General features: G+C 63.8%; 17 protein-coding genes and 1 tRNA gene. 12 read left to right on the forward strand and 6 right to left on the reverse strand.

Going from position 1 to position 16,792, the window contains the following annotated elements:
* Positions 1-43 precede the first annotated feature (43 nt).
* Entirely contained in the window at positions 44-451 is a 408-nt protein-coding gene (locus tag JJT62_RS04125; protein WP_202071377.1) for a TadE/TadG family type IV pilus assembly protein, read from the forward strand.
* Positions 448-828, forward strand: coding sequence for a TadE/TadG family type IV pilus assembly protein (locus JJT62_RS04130; RefSeq protein WP_202071378.1), 381 nt, complete (start codon positions 448-450; stop codon positions 826-828). The genes JJT62_RS04125 and JJT62_RS04130 overlap by 4 nt, the downstream gene beginning before the upstream one ends.
* 4 nt (positions 829-832) lie before the next feature.
* On the opposite strand, the gene JJT62_RS04135 is transcribed toward JJT62_RS04130, so the two are convergent.
* Together JJT62_RS04135 and JJT62_RS04140 are read right to left on the reverse strand one after the other, a co-directional pair.
* Entirely contained in the window at positions 833-1,306 is a 474-nt protein-coding gene (locus JJT62_RS04135) for a nuclear transport factor 2 family protein (RefSeq protein WP_202071379.1), read from the reverse strand.
* A gap of 58 nt (positions 1,307-1,364) precedes the next feature.
* Complete coding sequence (locus tag JJT62_RS04140; protein WP_202071380.1) at positions 1,365-1,766, reverse strand: hypothetical protein; 402 nt, start codon at positions 1,764-1,766, stop codon at positions 1,365-1,367.
* A gap of 401 nt (positions 1,767-2,167) precedes the next feature.
* On the opposite strand from JJT62_RS04140, the gene JJT62_RS04145 reads away from it, so the two are divergent.
* Positions 2,168-3,097: an outer membrane protein gene (locus JJT62_RS04145; protein WP_202071381.1), complete on the forward strand. Its 930-nt coding sequence runs from the start codon at positions 2,168-2,170 to the stop codon at positions 3,095-3,097.
* Between the two features lie 114 nt (positions 3,098-3,211).
* Here the strand turns inward: JJT62_RS04145 and JJT62_RS04150 are convergent.
* Positions 3,212-3,288: transfer RNA gene (locus JJT62_RS04150), tRNA-Arg, on the reverse strand.
* Between the two features lie 64 nt (positions 3,289-3,352).
* On the opposite strand from JJT62_RS04150, the gene pap reads away from it, so the two are divergent.
* On the forward strand, positions 3,353-4,834 hold the full coding sequence (gene pap, locus JJT62_RS04155; RefSeq protein ID WP_202071382.1) for a polyphosphate:AMP phosphotransferase: 1,482 nt from the start codon (positions 3,353-3,355) through the stop codon (positions 4,832-4,834).
* Positions 4,835-5,131: 297 nt separating this feature from the next.
* Here pap and galE read toward each other — a convergent pair whose 3' ends face one another.
* Positions 5,132-6,127, reverse strand: a complete 996-nt coding sequence (galE, locus tag JJT62_RS04160; protein WP_202071383.1) for a UDP-glucose 4-epimerase GalE — start codon at positions 6,125-6,127, stop codon at positions 5,132-5,134.
* Positions 6,128-6,255: 128 nt separating this feature from the next.
* Between galE and galU the strand changes: the two genes are divergently transcribed.
* Positions 6,256-7,140 (forward strand): UTP--glucose-1-phosphate uridylyltransferase GalU, encoded by an 885-nt coding sequence (galU, locus tag JJT62_RS04165; protein ID WP_202071384.1) that lies wholly within the window; start codon positions 6,256-6,258, stop codon positions 7,138-7,140.
* 263 nt (positions 7,141-7,403) lie between these two features.
* Here the strand turns inward: galU and irrA are convergent, their stop codons facing one another.
* On the reverse strand, positions 7,404-7,877 hold the full coding sequence (gene irrA / locus JJT62_RS04170) for an iron response transcriptional regulator IrrA (protein WP_246744674.1): 474 nt from the start codon (positions 7,875-7,877) through the stop codon (positions 7,404-7,406).
* 148 nt (positions 7,878-8,025) lie between these two features.
* On the opposite strand from irrA, the gene JJT62_RS04175 reads away from it, so the two are divergent.
* Complete coding sequence (locus JJT62_RS04175) at positions 8,026-9,213, forward strand: lytic murein transglycosylase (RefSeq protein ID WP_370568474.1); 1,188 nt, start codon at positions 8,026-8,028, stop codon at positions 9,211-9,213.
* Between the two features lie 223 nt (positions 9,214-9,436).
* Here the strand turns inward: JJT62_RS04175 and JJT62_RS04180 are convergent, their stop codons facing one another.
* Entirely contained in the window at positions 9,437-9,958 is a 522-nt protein-coding gene (locus JJT62_RS04180) for a GNAT family N-acetyltransferase (protein ID WP_202071386.1), read from the reverse strand.
* Between the two features lie 401 nt (positions 9,959-10,359).
* Here JJT62_RS04180 and JJT62_RS04185 point away from each other — a divergent pair, with 401 nt between their 5' ends.
* The 6 genes from JJT62_RS04185 to scpA all read left to right on the forward strand — a co-directional run bounded on the left by JJT62_RS04185 (position 10,360) and on the right by scpA (position 16,569).
* On the forward strand, positions 10,360-11,928 hold the full coding sequence (locus tag JJT62_RS04185) for a 2-isopropylmalate synthase (protein ID WP_202071387.1): 1,569 nt from the start codon (positions 10,360-10,362) through the stop codon (positions 11,926-11,928).
* Between the two features lie 181 nt (positions 11,929-12,109).
* Entirely contained in the window at positions 12,110-12,565 is a 456-nt protein-coding gene (locus JJT62_RS04190; RefSeq protein WP_202071388.1) for a helix-turn-helix domain-containing protein, read from the forward strand.
* Between the two features lie 403 nt (positions 12,566-12,968).
* A complete protein-coding gene (locus tag JJT62_RS04195) occupies positions 12,969-13,406 on the forward strand; it encodes a response regulator (protein WP_202071389.1) in 438 nt (145 codons plus the stop codon).
* Between the two features lie 105 nt (positions 13,407-13,511).
* Positions 13,512-13,940: a universal stress protein gene (locus JJT62_RS04200; RefSeq protein WP_202071390.1), complete on the forward strand. Its 429-nt coding sequence runs from the start codon at positions 13,512-13,514 to the stop codon at positions 13,938-13,940.
* Positions 13,941-13,982: 42 nt separating this feature from the next.
* Positions 13,983-14,318 (forward strand): cytochrome c, encoded by a 336-nt coding sequence (locus JJT62_RS04205; RefSeq protein WP_202071539.1) that lies wholly within the window; start codon positions 13,983-13,985, stop codon positions 14,316-14,318.
* Between the two features lie 91 nt (positions 14,319-14,409).
* Positions 14,410-16,569, forward strand: a complete 2,160-nt coding sequence (gene scpA, locus JJT62_RS04210) for a methylmalonyl-CoA mutase (protein WP_202071391.1) — start codon at positions 14,410-14,412, stop codon at positions 16,567-16,569.
* The last annotated feature ends 223 nt before the right edge of the window (positions 16,570-16,792 follow it).

The raw sequence follows: 16,792 nt of genomic DNA on the forward strand, positions 1-16,792 counted from the left end.
TCGGACTTTGTTCGACCACAGCGGGCGGTCGATCGCGGGGGTAATGAGCATAGAGCTCGCGCTCATCCTCCCGGCGCTTGCCCTTTGCACCATCTGCGTCGCGGATTTGGGTCTCGGGATCTACCGAAAGATGCAGGTGCAATCAGCCGCGCAAGCCGGCGCCGAATATGCCGCCGTGCATGGCTATGATCAGAACGGAACGACCAACGCCATTCTCGCCGCCACGAGCTATTCGGGGGTCAGCGCCGCTCCGCAGCCGCAGCTCTATTGCGGTTGCGCCTCGGCGACCGGCGTTGTGGCGGCCGCCTGCGGCTCGATTTGCGCCTCCGGTTCGGCAGCCGGTCAGTTCGTCCAGGCGTCGGCGAGCGCGACCTACCAGACCGTCCTTGCCTATCCGCTGCTTCCCAAAAGCTTCGCCCTCACGGCTCAATCGACGGTGCGCATCAAATGATTTCCAAAAAATTCCTCGATAATGTCTCTGGCGTCGCCGCCGTTGAATTCGCTTTCACGGCGCCGCTGTTTCTGCTCGGTCTGTTGGCGACCTTTCAGCTCGGCATGTGGATGTGGACGCAAGTCGGATTGCAGCACGGGGCCGAAATGGCCGCGCGATGCGCGACCATTAATCCGGCGGTCTGCGGCTCGCCCGCCGCGATCCAGCAGTTCGCAGTCGGTCAGGCTTTCGGTCTGAACCTTCCCGCTACGACCTTCTCCTTCAGCCAGTCATCCTGCGGCAATCTCGTTTCGGCGAGCTACGCCTTCCCGAATTTCGCGCCCTATTTGAACCTGCCGAGTTTCGACATCCGCGCGTCGTCCTGCTTCCCCGTGTGAGGACTCAAAGACCGAGCTCGGTGAGGCCGGGGAAATCGTCGGGACGACGCCCTTGCGGGAAGGTCAGCTTGCGCTCTTTTTCGTCGATCGGCAGATCATTGATGCTGGCGATGCGCCGGCGCATGAGCCCGTTTTCGGCGAACTCCCAATTCTCGTTGCCATAGGCGCGAAACCAGTTGCCGGACGCGTCGTGATATTCATAGGCGAAGCGCACGGCGATGCGATTGCCCTGATGCGCCCAGATCTCCTTGATTAGCCGATAGTCTTGTTCGGCTGCCCATTTGGCTTCGAGAAACGCGATGATTTCGGCGCGGCCGGAAATGAATCGCGACCGATTCCGCCACTGGCTGTCGAAGGTATAGGCCAAGGCCACGCGCGCCGGGTCCCTGCTGTTCCAGGCGTCTTCGGCAAGCCTTACTTTCTGCCGCGCCGTTTCATCGGTGAAGGGCGGCAGCGGCGGGCGGGCTTCATCGGCCATGGATCAGGCTCCGGAATAATCGGTTGTCGAGCCGGCGGGCGCGTCTCCGACGCCAGTTTCAGAAAGGAAGATGCAGGCTGAGGCCGCCGCCGTAATTCGAGGTAACCGAGTTTCCGTTCGATTGGTAGGTGTTTTCCGATTGATAGGCGCCGCCGCCGGGGCCGGTCGGGCGCGGGTTGAGCTTCGCTGTCGGCTTGATCTCGATGCCGTCGGCGGTCCGCTCATGTTGGATCGAGGCAGCCGATGGAACCGGCAAAGCGTCTCGGTCTCCTTCTCCGAAGCAGACGGGATCGTCCTTCCATGTGGCGCGAGGGCAGGGCGCCGGCTCGCTCACGGGCGGCGCCGGTCGCTTTTCCGCGCTGGATTTCCTTGCGTGGGACGGTCGATCTTGCGCATTGGCCCACCCCGCGGCGAGCATGATGATCACAGCGGCAAGGAAAGCTGTTGGGCGGCGGCGCATATCCGAAAATCCATCAAAAAGGAAGGGCGCGAGAGCGTACCGCGGCATCGACGCCACAGCGCATCTTTTGGCGGAAGCGTCCGTGTGAAAAGAGGCGCGAAGATGGCTCAGATGCGACGTCATGGAACCGGGCGCTTCCTCGCATGGACGCCGCACAGCGACCCTCATTGGCGCACGGCAAAGCATGTCCTCCTGTACGTAGCTACACGTAAGCAGATATAAGTAAGTATAACTACTACACATGCCTATGACTTAACTTTATTATTGGCAATATCTGTTGCACATTTGGCACATGCGATAATAAAGAACGACTTTGCCGTAATATCCATCTTCTCATAAAACTATACGTGCGATCTATTCCCCGCGATCACTAGAGGCGTGATTCAAGGAGGATGATCGTTATGAAAAAATTCTGTCTTTCGGTTGCTGCTTCGGCGTTGATGGCGGGCTCCGCCTTTGCGGCGGACCTTCCGTCCCTTAAGGCTCCGCCCGCCGTGGCGCCGGCGGCTGCGCCCTTGCCGACCTGGACAGGTTTCTATGCTGGCGTGAACGCCGGCGGGACATGGGCCTCCGACACAACGGCAACGCTCACGCAGTTCGACGGCGTCCTCGTGACGTCTGCGCCCACCAAGCGCTGGGGCGGCCCCCAGCCTGCGCCTGGGCCCGGCCAATGGGCCTGGTTCAGCGGCGGCCAGGGATTTGCGGGGATCGGCAACCGTTCCGGCTTCATCGGCGGCGGCCAGGTGGGCTATAATTACCAGTTCTACCAGAACTTCCTCGTGGGCCTGGAGGCGGACATCCAGGGCGTCGCCAGCGGCGGCGGCGACACCACCCTTTTTGGCGTGCTGCCGCTCCCCTCGGGCTTCAGCGTGAGCCAGTTCACGCGGCTTTCAGGCAGCCTCGACTATCTCGGCACGGTGCGTGGTCGCTTGGGCTGGCTCGTCATGCCGACCCTCTTGCTCTATGGCACGGGCGGCTTCGCCTATGGCGGCGTGACCTTGAACGCGAGCACGCTTCAAATCCTCAACCCGACCAGCCAGTTCGGCGCCGGCTTCTCGAGCTTCTCCGACACGGCGACGGGCTGGACGGCGGGCGGCGGCCTCGAATGGATGTTCATGCCGAACTGGTCCGCAAAGGTCGAATATCTCTATTACGACTTGGGCGCGATCCACACCTTCGGCGGCGCGGGCATCGCTTTCACGCCGGTTCCCACTTGGACCTTCGCGGCGACAACGCCTGTGGTCTCCGCGCCCATCCGCGGCAATATCGTGCGCGCGGGCGTGAACTACCATTTCAACTGGGGCTCGGCGCCGGTCCTCGCGAGTTTTTGACCGAGCGAAATCCAGCCTTTCGTTTTCAAGGGAGGCCCGGTTCACGCCGGGCCTTTTCTTTTTGTTTATGCCCGTCGAAGAGTATTGCCGAGCGCAGATTTTCTTTGAAGCTTATGGCGGTCCCGACAGGATTCGAACCTGTGACCTTCGGTTTAGGAAACCGCTGCTCTATCCTGCTGAGCTACGGGACCCGCTTGCCGCTACATCTACCACAGCTTGCCCGTTTGAAAAGTTGCCTTTGCCGGAAAGAGACCCATGTTCGAATCCGCCAACCTGCCGCATGTCATGACCAAGGATGAGTTCGAGGCCGCCGAGACGCGGTTGCGCGAGCTTTTGCTCGACGCGCAGTTCGAGGTGGCGGAGCAGAGGCGCGCCGCGATCATGGTGCTCGTCAACGGCTCGGACGGGGCCGGCAAGGGCGAGGTGGTCAACCGGCTCTACGACTGGCTCGACGACCATCTCGTCGAGACCCTCTCTTACCGCAAACCGACGGACGAAGAGCGGGCGCGCCCCGGCTCCTGGCGCTATTGGCGGGATATGCCGCCCAAGGGACGCATCGCGCTCGTGCTCGGCTCCTGGCACCATCGGCTGCTGCGCAACCGCGCCTTGGGGCGGCTGGATAAAAACGCTTACGACAACGCGCTCGAGGATATGATCCGCTCCGAGGAAATGCTGCGCCGCGAGGGCGTGCATCTCCTCAAGATCTGGCTCCATATGGACGATCGCGAGGCGCAGAAGCGGCTCGAGAAGCTGCGCGAGGCCAATGGCGCGCTGCGCCGCCCCGCCGTCATCGAATGGGACGAGATCGACGGCGGCAAGGCTCGGGCCCGCCTGACCGACGCGGCGTTGGAGATGATCGAAAAGACCTCCACCGGCAATGCGCCCTGGGCCGTGGTGCCGGCGTCCGACCCGCATTACCGCGACGCCGCCGTCGGCGATCTCTTATTGCAGACCCTGACAAGCGCCGCCGAGGGGACGCCGGCAGCGCCGAGCACGCAGGCCGTCGCGACGCCGGAGAGCGCTTTGCCGCGGCCGAGCCTCGTTTCCGCGCTGGATCTGGCGAAAACCGCCGATCGGGAGACCTACAGTCAGGAGCTGCGGGACTTGCAGCAGCGCCTGACCGAGGCCACGACGGCCAAGAGCTTTCGCAACAGAGGGCTTGTCCTGGTCTTCGAGGGCAATGACGCTGCGGGGAAGGGCGGGGCGATCCGGCGCGTGCGCGAGGCGCTCGATCCGCGCCGCTTCCGGGTCCATGGCGTCGCCGCGCCCAGCGACGAAGAGCTGGCGCGGCCCTATCTCTGGCGCTTCTGGCGCAATCTCCCGCGCCGCGGCGACGTCGCCATCTTCGACCGTAGCTGGTACGGACGCGTGCTCGTCGAGCGCGTGGAGGGCTTCGCGCCGCCGGAGGATTGGATGCGCGCCTATCCGGAGATCAATGATTTCGAACGCCAGCTCGGCGAGTGCGGCTATCTCGTCGTCAAATTCTGGCTCGCGATCTCGCAGGACGAGCAGTTGCGCCGCTTCCAGGATCGGGAAGCCAAGCCGTTCAAGCGCTACAAGTTGACCCCCGACGATTGGCGCAACCGCGAGAAATGGGCCCTTTACGAACAGGCGATGACCGACATGGTCGACCGCACCAGCTCGCGGCTCGCGCCCTGGACGCTGGTCGAGGCCAATGACAAGAAGTTCGCCCGTCTCAAGGTGCTGCGAACAATTGTCGAGCGGCTGGAGGCGTGATTGGAGAGCCTCTTCAACTTCACTTCTGCGCCTTCAACCTGCGCAGATGTCTCCAGCGTCATGGCCGCGCTTGTCGCGGCCATCCACGCCGCGCCGAAGCGGAAAGCTGAGAACATGAGCGGACCAACGCCGCTTCTTCTCCCAGCGTGTCGTCATGTCTCGGCGTGGATGCCCGCGACAGGCGCGGGCATGACGCGGCTGCACAGGGTTTATTAACCTGGATTCGGAGCCCTGAGCTTTTTCGGCAGTAGGCCGCCGCGCACTACGGGCCCGCGGCGACCATACTGCAGGACCGGCCTACCCCGGATGACCCGAGCGCTCGCCGAGCTTCCTCTCCCAATCGAGCGCCTGCCGCACGATCTCGTCCAGATTATCGTGCTCCGGCGTCCAGCCGAGCACATTGCGGGCGCGATCATTGGCGGCGACGATGGCCGCCGGATCGCCTGGCCGGCGCGGGGCGTAGTCGACCGGGAAATCGACGCCGGAGATGCGCTTGACCGCCTCGATGACCTCCAGCACCGAGAAACCATGCGCATAACCGCAATTGGCGACGAGGCTTTTTCCACCGTCGCGCAGATAGCGCAAAGCGTCGAGATGGGCGCGGGCGAGGTCCGTGACCTGGATATAGTCGCGCACGCAGGTGCCGTCCGGGGTGGGATAATCCGTGCCGAAGACCTGCATCTTCGGCCGCTTGCCGAGCGCCGCCTGCGCCGCGACCTTGATGAGATGGGTGGCGTTCGGCGTGGATTGGCCGGAGCGGCCCTTGGGGTCGGCTCCCGCGACGTTGAAATAACGCAGCGCTACATAGGCGAAATCATGCGCCCGCGCCGTATCCTCAAGCATCCATTCGACCATGAGCTTGGAGCGGCCATAGGGGGAGACGGGCTTCAAGGGCTCGTCCTCGGTCACGGGCAGATGCTCGGGATCGCCATAGACGGCGGCGGTCGAGGAGAAGATGAAATGCTTCACGCCGCAGCCGACCGCGGTCGCGATCAGCGAGCGCGCTTTCGCCGTATTGTTGAGATAGTAGCCCAAAGGATCGGCGACGGAGTCGGGGACGACGATCTTGGCGGCGAAATGGATGATGGCGTCGACTTTATGGTCGCGGATCAGCTCCGCGACGAGCTTTTCGTCGCCGTCGTCGCCGACGATCAGTTGCGCCCCCTCGGGGACCGCCCAACGAAAGCCGGTCGACAGATCGTCCAGCACGACCGGTCTTTCGCCGGCGTCGAGGAGCTCCAGAACTGTATGGCTGCCGATGTAGCCGGCGCCGCCCGTGACCAAAACCGTCATCTTGCCCCTCCGGTGTTCCTCACCCCAAATTAACGCCGCATCGTTAAAACTCAGGCTGGCTGCGTAGAATTTGAGTCTTTTACGCGAGATTCGGCGCTTCCGTAACCTAACCACTCGAAGTCGGACCAATGACCAAACGCATACGTAAGGCTGTTTTTCCTGTCGCCGGCCTCGGCACGCGCTTCCTGCCGGCCACAAAGGCGGTGCCGAAGGAAATGCTGACGGTCGTCGACCGTCCTGTGGTCCAGCATGTGGTCGACGAGGCGCGCGAGGCCGGAATCGAGCACTTCGTTTTTGTCACCGGACGCGGCAAGGCCGCGATCGAGGACCACTTCGACATGTCCTATGAACTCGAGGACACCCTCAAGCGCCGCAACAAGACAAAAGAATACGAAAGCCTGATGGCCGATCTGCCGAAGGCGGGCGCCACGAGCTTTACGCGCCAGCAAGCGCCGCTGGGCCTCGGCCACGCCGTCTGGTGCGCGCGCGAGATCATCGGCGACGAGCCCTTCGCGGTGCTGCTTCCCGACATGATCACCCTCCCGGCCGCCGGCAAAACCTCGCGCTGCATGGCGCAGGCCGTCGAGGCCTATGAGAAGCACGGCGGCAACATCATCGCCGTCGAGGAGGTGAGGCCCGAGGAGACGCATCAATATGGGATCGTCGCCAAGGGCAAGGATTTCGGCGAGACGTTCGAGATCACCGGCATGGTGGAGAAGCCGCCGCAGGGCACCGCGCCCAGCAACTTCATTATCTCGGGACGCTATATTCTCGAGCCGGAGATTTTCGCGCTGCTCGAAAAGGGCGAGAAGGGCGCGGGCGGCGAGATCCAGCTCACCGACGCCATGATCCATCTTGCCAAGGAGCGGCCCTTCCACGGCGTGCGCTTCGACGGCCGCACCTATGACACGGGCTCGAAGCTCGGCTTCCTCGCGGCGAATGTCGCCTTCGGCCTGGCGCGGCCGGATGTGGCCGACGGCCTGCGGGCGGAGCTGAAAAAGCTTCTGGGCTGAAGATAATCAGGCGCGCCTAAAGGCGCGCTCGGACTGCTGATAAAGTGGCGACGACGCCCCTCGCGCTTCGAGACGCCTGCTGCGCAGGCTCCTCAGCATGAGGGGCTTCTGCATCAAACACTTAGGCCTCATCCTGAGGAGCGAGCGAAGCTCGCGTCTCGAAGGACGAGGCCGCCTTGGAGGTTTGCTGATAAACTGAGCGCGCCTGAAGGCGCGCGGTCCAATGGTGGCGCTGGACCGCGCGCCTTCAGGCGCATCGCCGCTCAGCCCTTCTTGGGGCGGATGCGGATGATCACGTCGCAGCCGACGATCTCCATGCCCTCCGGCGGCGCCGGCAGGCGGGAGAACTCTACCGAGCGATCGGCCGCGTCGAACATGCGGCCTGTGGCTTCATCCATGAAATGGTGGTGAGGCGAGGTGCGGGTGTGGAAATAGGTGCGCGGGCCCTGGACCGCGATCTCGCGCAGAAGCCCAGCTTGCGCGAATTGGTTCAGCGTGTTGTAGACCGTCGAGAGCGACATGGTGAGGCCGGCTTCGCGCGCCTCCGCATGGAGCGCCTCGGCGCTGACGTGACGATCGCCTTTGCCGAAGAGAAGCTTACTGAGCGCCAGACGTTGCACGGTGGGGCGCAGGCCGGCGTTGCGGAGCTTGGTCTTGGGGTCCAGCGGAACGCCGGCGGGCTGCTCCCGCAAGCGGCGGGAGTCGTTGAAGCTTCTAGGCACAGCTTGATGTGTCATTGTAAGGACCGACAGCGAGCAATCTCGCCCCTCAAAACTCTGTTGTCTTCAGTAGACGGCAGCGCGGCTGGCCTGTCAAATGCTGCAATATGAAAGATTTCCAAACAAGCAGGGCCAAGGGAAGCCAATGAGCCGCAGGGAAAGAGCCGTGAGCCTTTTCGATCGTCGCCGCGCCTTGTTGCAGGGCCTGGCTCTGAGCCTGACCGCGCTCGCTTTTCCGGCGCAGGCTGAAGATTTCGCGCAATTTCTGCAAAACATCTGGCCGCAAGCCCAGGCGGCGGGCGTCTCCCGCGCCACCTTCGAGGCGGCGGTCTTTGGCCTCGCGCCGGAGCCGGGCGTTCTCGCCAAGCCCAAGGCCCAGGCGGAATTCACCATTTCCATCCCCGCCTATCTCGCTGGAGCGGTGACGAGCAGCCGCGTCGCGCGCGGCCAATCCGTCGCGGCGGAGCTCGCCGGCCCTTTGCGCCGGGCGACGGCGCGGCATGGCGTTCCTGGCGAGATCATCGTCGCCATTCTCGGCGTCGAGAGCAATTTCGGGACGGCGACCGGGGGCGCCGATGTGCTGAAGGTGCTGGCGACGCTCGCCTGGAAAGGCCACCGCGCCGAGACGTTTATCGAGGAATTCGTCGCCGCTCTGGTGATGCTGGAAAAGGGCTATGCGACGCGCGCCCAATTGCGCGGCTCCTGGGCCGGCGCCATGGGCCAGCCGCAGTTCATGCCTTCCGCCTATCTTAAATATGCGGAAAGCGACGACGGCGCCGGCGCGCCGGACATTTGGCGTTCGCATGCGGACGCTGTCGCCTCGATCGGGAGTTTCCTTGCGAAATCCGGTTGGGTCGCTGGCCTTCCTGCGGTCGTCGAGGTCCGCCTGCCGGATGGCTTCGATTTCGCCGCCTTCGATCTCGACTTCGGCCGCTGGCGGTCGCTGGGCGTTCAGCGGGCGGACGGAGAGGCGCTGCCCTCAAGTGGCGCAGCAAGCCTTTACTTGCCGGCTGGCGCGAATGGGCCGGCGTTTCTCATCTCGGACAACTTCGAGGTGATCCGCCAATATAATACTTCGGACGCCTATGCGATGTCGGTCGCGATACTTGCGGATCGCATCGCAGGCCGCGACACGCCCGTGACGCCCTGGCCGCGCGTCACGCCGCTTTCCACGGGCGACGTCAAGGCGATGCAGCAGTTGCTGACCGAGAAGGGCTATTACCGGGGCTCAATCGACGGGAAGTTGGGCCGCACCAGCCGTAACGCCGTCCATGCCTTCCAGATCGCGGAAGGGATACAGCCCGCTGACGGCTTCGCGACGAAGGAAATCCTCGCGAGGCTGAAAGGGCGCTGAGCGTCATGCCATTTCCGTTTGAACAGCTCGCATTGGGGATTGTCATTCCCGACGGGCTGAAAGCGACTGGGAATCCAGAGCCAAAATAGCGCTGATTTTGCTCTGGATCCCCGATCACTCGCTGCGCGAGCGTCGGGAATGACACCGAACCAGCCCAAGCCGATCTCGTATCAGTCGATCACTGCGAGGAGATTGCTTCGCTACGCTCGCAATGACGGCGTGATCAGCGCACGGGCGCGGAGACGAAGCCGAAGGCGACGCGCGTCAGCATATCCGAGCCGAAGCGCTCTTCCGCGCGCCGGACGGTCTGGCCGCCGAGGCCGCGGTAGAAAGACAGCGCCTTCTCATTATCGGCGAGCGCCCAGACGATCGTCGAGAGATAGCCGTGCTCGGCGAGCTCGCGCCGCGCTGCGTTGAACAGGCGCCGGCCCAAGCCCAGGCCCTGATGCTGCGGCGCCAAATACAGTTCGAAGATCTCGCCCGAATAGGGCATCGACGGCACGCGGTTGCGGCCATAGGTCGAATAGCCGGCGATCTGCTTGTCGAAATCCAGCACGAGCAGGCCCGTGCCGCGCACGATCGCGGAATGCCACCAAGCCGGGCCGCGCCGCGCAATCATGCGTTCGAGCTCGACTCCAGGAATGACGCCGCGATAGGCGTCGCGCCAGGAAGCGTCGTGAACCCGTGCAATTTCCTCGGCGTCGCCGGGGCGTGCGTGGCGGATCGAGAAGGCGGTTTTGACCATGGAGAGATGTTAGGGCTCATATCGGCCTTTGGGCAAGAGGCACGAATGGCGGAAAGCGCAAAAAAACAAATGCGCTTCGAATAGACTTTTGATAGCCTCGACTTACGCCGGACGCGCAGGCGGTCGCTTGCCTGCCGCCGCGTATTTGCTTATCCTTGGGCGGATTTCGGCCTGGAGAAGGCCGTCGAAGCGAGGACGTCGGAAGGTGGCTGCCGATACCGCCACATTTGAAGCTAAAAAGGCGTGCGGGCTTGCCGGCTCTTGCGCGGCTTTTGCGCGCGCCGGCCTGCTGCTCCTTCGTCGCCCCTGACGCCCGCAGGGCTTTTGCCCAGGCGGTCAGGGGCTCGACGTAACCCGAATATGCCCTGACATCGGGCGCAGCAGCTTCAGAAAGTTTCATCATGACCCATACCGCACATGGCTCCCAGGACGGCGAGCGCGTCGTCATTTTCGACACGACCCTGCGTGACGGCGAGCAATCGCCGGGCGCCTCCATGACGCTGGAGGAAAAGCTGGAAGTCGCCGAACTGCTCGACCAATTGGGCGTCGACATCATCGAGGCGGGCTTTCCAATTGCGAGCCCCGGCGATTTCGAAAGCGTCTGCGAGGTCGCGCGGCGCGTGAAGAATGCGACGGTCGCGGGCCTGGCGCGCGCGTCCGAAAAAGACATCGACCGCTGCGCCGAGGCGCTGCGCGAGGCAAAGCGGGCGCGCATCCACACTTTCATCTCCACCTCGCCCGTTCACATGAAATACAAGCTCCAGATGGAGCCCGCGCGTGTGCTGGAGCTGGTCGCCTCTTCGGTCGGTCGCGCGCGCAATCAGGTGGCCGACGTCGAATGGTCGGCGGAGGATGGCACGCGCACGGAAATCGATTTCCTGTGCCGCTGCGTCGAAACGGCGATCAAAGCCGGCGCGACGACGATCAATATTCCCGACACGGTCGGCTATACGACGCCGCAGGAATATGAGCAGCTCTTTCGCACCGTGCGCGAGCGCGTGCCCAATTCCGACAAGGCGATTTTCTCCGTCCATTGCCACGACGATCTGGGGCTCGCGGTCGCCAATTCGCTCGCTGGCGTGCGCGGCGGCGCGCGGCAGGTCGAATGCACGATCAATGGTCTGGGCGAGCGCGCGGGCAATGCCGCGATGGAGGAAATCGTGATGGCGCTGAAAACGCGTCACGACATTCTGCCCTATCGCACCAATATCGACGCGGCGCTGCTGACGCGCGCCTCCAAGCTCGTCTCGGCGGTGACGTCCTTCCCGGTGCAATACAACAAGGCCATCGTCGGCCGTAACGCCTTCGCGCATGAGAGCGGCATCCATCAGGACGGCATGCTCAAAAATGCGCATACTTACGAGATCATGACGCCCGAGAGCGTCGGCGTCACCAAGACCTCGCTCGTCATGGGCAAGCACTCCGGCCGCCACGCCTTCCGCGAAAAGCTGAAGGAGCTGGGGTACGATCTCGGCGAGAATGCGTTGCAGGACGCCTTCAACCGCTTCAAGGATCTCGCCGACCGCAAGAAGTTCGTCTACGACGAAGATCTGGTTGCGCTCGTCGACGACGAGATCGTTTCGGCGCATGATCACATCAAGGTGCTCGCTTTGATGGTCATGGCCGGCACACATGGTCCGCAGTCCGCGGCGCTGACGCTCGACATCGACGGCGACAAGGTGACCCACCAGGCGACCGGCAATGGCCCGGTGGACGCCATCTTCAACGCCATCAAGGCGCTCGCCCCGCATGAGGCGACGCTGGAGCTCTATCAGGTCCACGCCGTCACCGAGGGCATCGACGCGCAGGCGGAAGTCTCCGTGCGCCTGACCGAAGACGGCAAATCCGTCACGGGCCGGGGCGCCGATCCGGACACGCTCGTCGCCTCGGCGCGCGCCTATGTCTCGGCGCTCAATAAGTTGATGGTGAAGCGCGGCCGCTCCAAGCCGGAGGCGATGCAGGCGGTCTGATTGTCGAAAATGAGCGTCCCTCAACCTCTCTGGCGAGGGACGCCCTTTATCTCGTGACGGAACGACTATCGCCGGCATTTGCCTTCGCGTCAGCGTCGCGAGCCGAGGGCGCCGGTCTCGCGTGCGTGGCGCGCCGAAGCGTCGTTCCGCTCATTCCCGATGTGCCCGACTGGATAATCCCATGCCCGACGAAGAGAGGAGTTTTCCGGATACGATCGTTCAGGAAAACTATGTGACCTTTCAGCATGAGTTCATCGAGTTTCTGGTCGCCCAGCTCATCGATTTTCGTAAGGTATTCAACGGTGATCTCGACGAGCTGCTGATCTTTATTTTCGTTTCCCGTTACTATCTGCGCGAGGAGCGCGGCCGCCTGCAGGAGCAGGAGCAGGACGTTCTGTGGGCGGTTCCGCCCACCCTCTCCCGAATATCGGAGCTCACCGGAATCCCGCGGGAGACGGTGCGCAGAAAGCTGCTCGCTTTGCAGAAGCGCGGCCTTCTGGAAAAGGTCGAGCCGGACAAATGGCAGGTGGCGGTGCGTAACGACCAGCCGATCATCCGGGCGGATTACGAACAGTTCTGGCAGCGAGAAATGCGCCGCCTCGTGAAACTGGTGCGCGCGCTCGCCCCTTATATCTGATCTCGAAAGAAAAATGGGCTGCCGTCGCCAGCAGCCCAAGTCGGGGGGAGAACGCCCAAAAGGGCAAGATCAGCAGGAAGGTAAGCTGACTGATCGTGAATCTATTGGGCGCTTCCGTTTGCTTCAACGAGGCCGCGCCCATTTTGGGCGGAGAACGCAAGAATGGACAAAATGCCGCAACGCAGCGCGTCGCGCAAAAGCGGCAAGCGCCTCGGAACGCTCGGCATTTACGCGCGTTAACGATCCATTGCTTGAGCCGCGCGTGAGCGCTTGCCGTTAATCGACGCGCTTCTTCTCGGGAGATTGGCGTCCGAAACCGCAGGATTGCTGCGAGGAGAGAGGCTCCGCCGTGAATTTGCCCCTGGATGAAGCGCAGGCGCCCGAAACAGCGCCGCACCCCCGGATGAAACGTCGCCAGCGCGCCCTCGACGTGCTGGTCGTCGAAGACGAGTCCATCATCGCCAAAGACATAGAGTTCATCATCACCGACCTCGGGCACCGGGTGATCGGTCCGGCCCGCACCCAGGAAGAGGCGTTGTCGCTCGCCCTCAAATCGCGGCCGGCGGTGGTGGTCGCCGATGTGCGGCTGGCCGACGGCAGCTCGGGAATCGTCGCGGTCGACGAGATGCTCAAGCAGATCGACGCGGCGGTGGTGTTCGTGACCGCCGTTCCGCAATGGCTTCAAACCGGCGACCTCGAGCCCGTGTTGGTGATACCCAAGCCTTACACGGTCGAGGAGGTGAAAGCCGCCGTGGCGCAGGCCGCCTCCAAGCGCGCGCAGTCGCTCGAGACCATCATGGCGACGAAAGCGGCGGTCGGCCGCCTGACGCGCAAGCAATAAGGATTTTCTAGCCATGCGGCGACCCGCCCGCTCGCGCGGGGATGGCCGAGCGCCTATATTATGGCCGGACGATTTGAACGAAAACCATAGAGGGAGGCGGCGTCGATGTACAAGAAGATTCTCGTGCCCGTGGATTTGGGCGAGGCCGACATGACCAGGATCGGGCTCGACGCCGCCTTGTCTCTGGCGAAGGCCGCCCCCGAGGCGCAGTTGCGCCTCGTGAGCGTCCAGCCGCTCGTGCCGGTGGCTTTTGTCGATTACATCCCGCCGAATTTCGACGAGGAAATGCGCCTTGCGGCGGAGAGGGATCTGGCGGATGTCGCCGGCAAGGTCGATCTGCCGGCCGGGCGGGTTTCTTCCACGGTGCGTTTCGGCGCCGTCTATCCCGAGGTCCTCGCCGAGGCTGAAGACTGGGGCGCCGATCTCATCGTCGTCGGCTCGCATCGCCCGACCATGGCGACCTATCTCCTGGGCTCCAACGCCAAGACGATCGTGCGCCACGCGAAATGCTCGGTGCTGGTGGTGCGGCAATAGGCGCGGATGGCGGGCGCCGGGGCGGCGGCTAGATTGACGAACATGCTTCGCTTCGCGCTCTCCGCCGCCCTCGTTGTTCTTGCCGCCACGCTCGGCTCGGCGCCTGCCGCGGCGGACAGGGGGCGTCCGGCTCTCGGCGCCAGCATCGCAAAAGCCAATTGCAGCCGCTGCCACGCCATCGGCCGAACAGGCGCGAGCGCCAACCCCAAAGCGCCGCCCTTCCGTTACCTCGCCCGCAGATATCCCCTTTCCAATCTGGAGGAGGCGCTGGGCGAGGGCATTGTCGTCGGCCATGAGGGGCCGGAGATGCCGCAGTTCCGGTTCGACGCCAAGCAGGTCGAGGCGCTGCTCGCTTATCTGGCGTCCATCCAGCGATAGGCCTGCAACGCCCCGCGCCGAGCGTTTCTAGGCGGACTTTGCGCTTCCCCTTGGGCTGGTCTAAAACGCCCCGAAAGCAGCCGAGGAAACGATGTCCGCCATCCCCGATTTCACCAAAATCCCCTTCGCCGCCACCAAAGTCGCGCAGGAGGCGCCGCCGCGTAGCTGGCTGACGCCCGAGGGCATCGAGGTGAAAAGCGCCTATGGGCCGGCGGATGTCGAGGGGCTTTCCTTCATCGACGGCTTCCCCGGCGTCGCGCCCTTCGTGCGCGGGCCTTATTCCACCATGTATGTCGCCCAGCCCTGGACGATCCGCCAATACGCCGGCTTCTCCACGGCCGAGGATTCCAACGCCTTCTATCGCCGTAACCTCGCCGCCGGCCAGAAGGGCCTCTCCGTGGCCTTCGACCTCGCGACCCACCGCGGCTATGACTCCGACCATCCGCGCGTCATGGGCGACGTCGGCATGGCAGGCGTCGCGATCGACTCGATCTACGACATGCGCACGCTCTTCGACGGCATTCCGCTCGATCAGATGTCCGTGTCGATGACCATGAACGGCGCGGTGCTGCCGGTTTTGGCGCTCTTCATCGTTGCGGCGGAAGAGCAGGGCGTCTCCGCCGACAAGCTCACCGGCACGATTCAGAACGATATTCTCAAAGAATTCATGGTGCGCAACACCTACATCTATCCGCCGGACCCCTCCATGCGGATCGTGTCGGATATCTTCGCGTATACCTCGCAAAACATGCCGAAGTTCAACTCGATCTCGATCTCCGGCTATCACATGCAGGAGGCGGGCGCCTCGGCCGATTTGGAGCTCGGCTACACGCTGGCCGATGGCGTTGAATATGTGCGCGCCGGCGTCGCGGCGGGCCTCGACATCGACGCCTTCGCGCCGCGTCTCTCCTTCTTCTTCGCCATCGGCATGAATTTCTTCATGGAGGTCGCCAAGCTGCGCGCCGCGCGGCTGCTGTGGGCGCGGCTGATGAAGGATCTCGGCGCCAAGTCGGAAAAGAGCCTGACGCTGCGCACGCACTGCCAGACCTCCGGCTGGTCGCTCACGGCGCAGGACGTCTACGTCAACTCCATCCGCACCTGCGTCGAGGCCATGGCGGCGACGCAGGGCCACACCCAGTCGCTGCACACCAATGCGCTGGACGAGGCGCTCGCGCTCCCCACCGACTTCTCCGCTCGCATCGCCCGCAACACGCAGATCGTGCTGCAGCAGGAGAGCGGCACGACGCGCGTGATCGACCCCTGGGGCGGCTCCTATTATGTCGAGCGCCTCACGGCGGAGCTCGCCAAAAAGGCCTGGGCGCATATCGAGGAGATCGAGGCGTTAGGGGGCATGGCCAAGGCCATTGCGGCGGGCGTGCCCAAGCAGCGCATCGAGGAGGCCGCCGCCAAGACGCAGGCGCGCATCGACAGCGGGACGCAGATCGTCGTGGGCGTCAATAAATATCAGCCCGAAAACGACGCCAAGCCCAACGTCCTCAAGGTCGACAACGCCGCCGTGCGCGCCGCGCAGCTCGATAAGCTGAAGCGCCTGCGCGGCGAGCGTGACGAGGCCACGACGCAGGCCGCGCTGAATGCGCTGACCGAGGGCGCGACCTCGGGCGCCAATCTGCTCGACCTGGCGGTGAAGGCGGCGCGCGCCAAGGCGAGCGTTGGCGAGATTTCCTTCGCGCTCGAAAAGGTCTTCACACGCCACAAGCCCAAGGCCAATGTCATCTCGGGCGTCTATGCGCGCGAGGCCGGCAAGGACAGCGCCCAGGTCGGCCGCGTTGTCGGCATGACCCGCGACTTCGAGGACAACACCGGCCGCAAGCCGCGCATTCTCGTCGCGAAGATGGGCCAGGACGGCCATGACCGCGGCCAGAAGGTCATCGCCTCGGCCTTCGCCGACATGGGCTTCGACGTGGTGATCGGCGATCTCTTCGCGACGCCCGACGAAGTGGCGCAGAAGGCCAAGGAAGCCGACGTCCATATCGTCGGCGTCTCGACCATGACGGCGGGCCATTTGACGCTGACCCCGGAGCTGCGCGACGCGTTGGCAGGAGTGGGGCGTCAGGACATTATGATGGTCGTCGGCGGCGTCATCCCGCCGGATGATTTCCAGGCCCTCTACGACTTCGGCGCCGCGGCGATCTTCCCGCCCGGCACGAATATCCCCGCCGCGGCCGAGAAGCTGCTGCATGAGCTGAACATCCGGCTCGGCTATGCGCAGCGGGAGCCAGCGAAGGCGTAATCGGGACGCGCCCGACTCCTCTCCCCGCTCGCGGGGAGAGGTTGGGTGAGGGGCCGGGGGATTATTGAGCGCCTTTCCCATGCGCGACCTGCGCTTCATCGAACTCCGGCGCGCCGTGAATTGCGCCGAAACGCGACTTCTGCCGGAAAAACTTTATCGGCGCGATTGAACCGGCGACAAAAACCAACTCGACACCCTGACCCAATCGAGATACAGAATTGCG

The organism is Methylocystis sp. Sn-Cys, from assembly GCF_016745395.1.
In the GTDB taxonomy this organism is placed as follows: domain Bacteria; phylum Pseudomonadota; class Alphaproteobacteria; order Rhizobiales; family Beijerinckiaceae; genus Methylocystis; species Methylocystis iwaonis.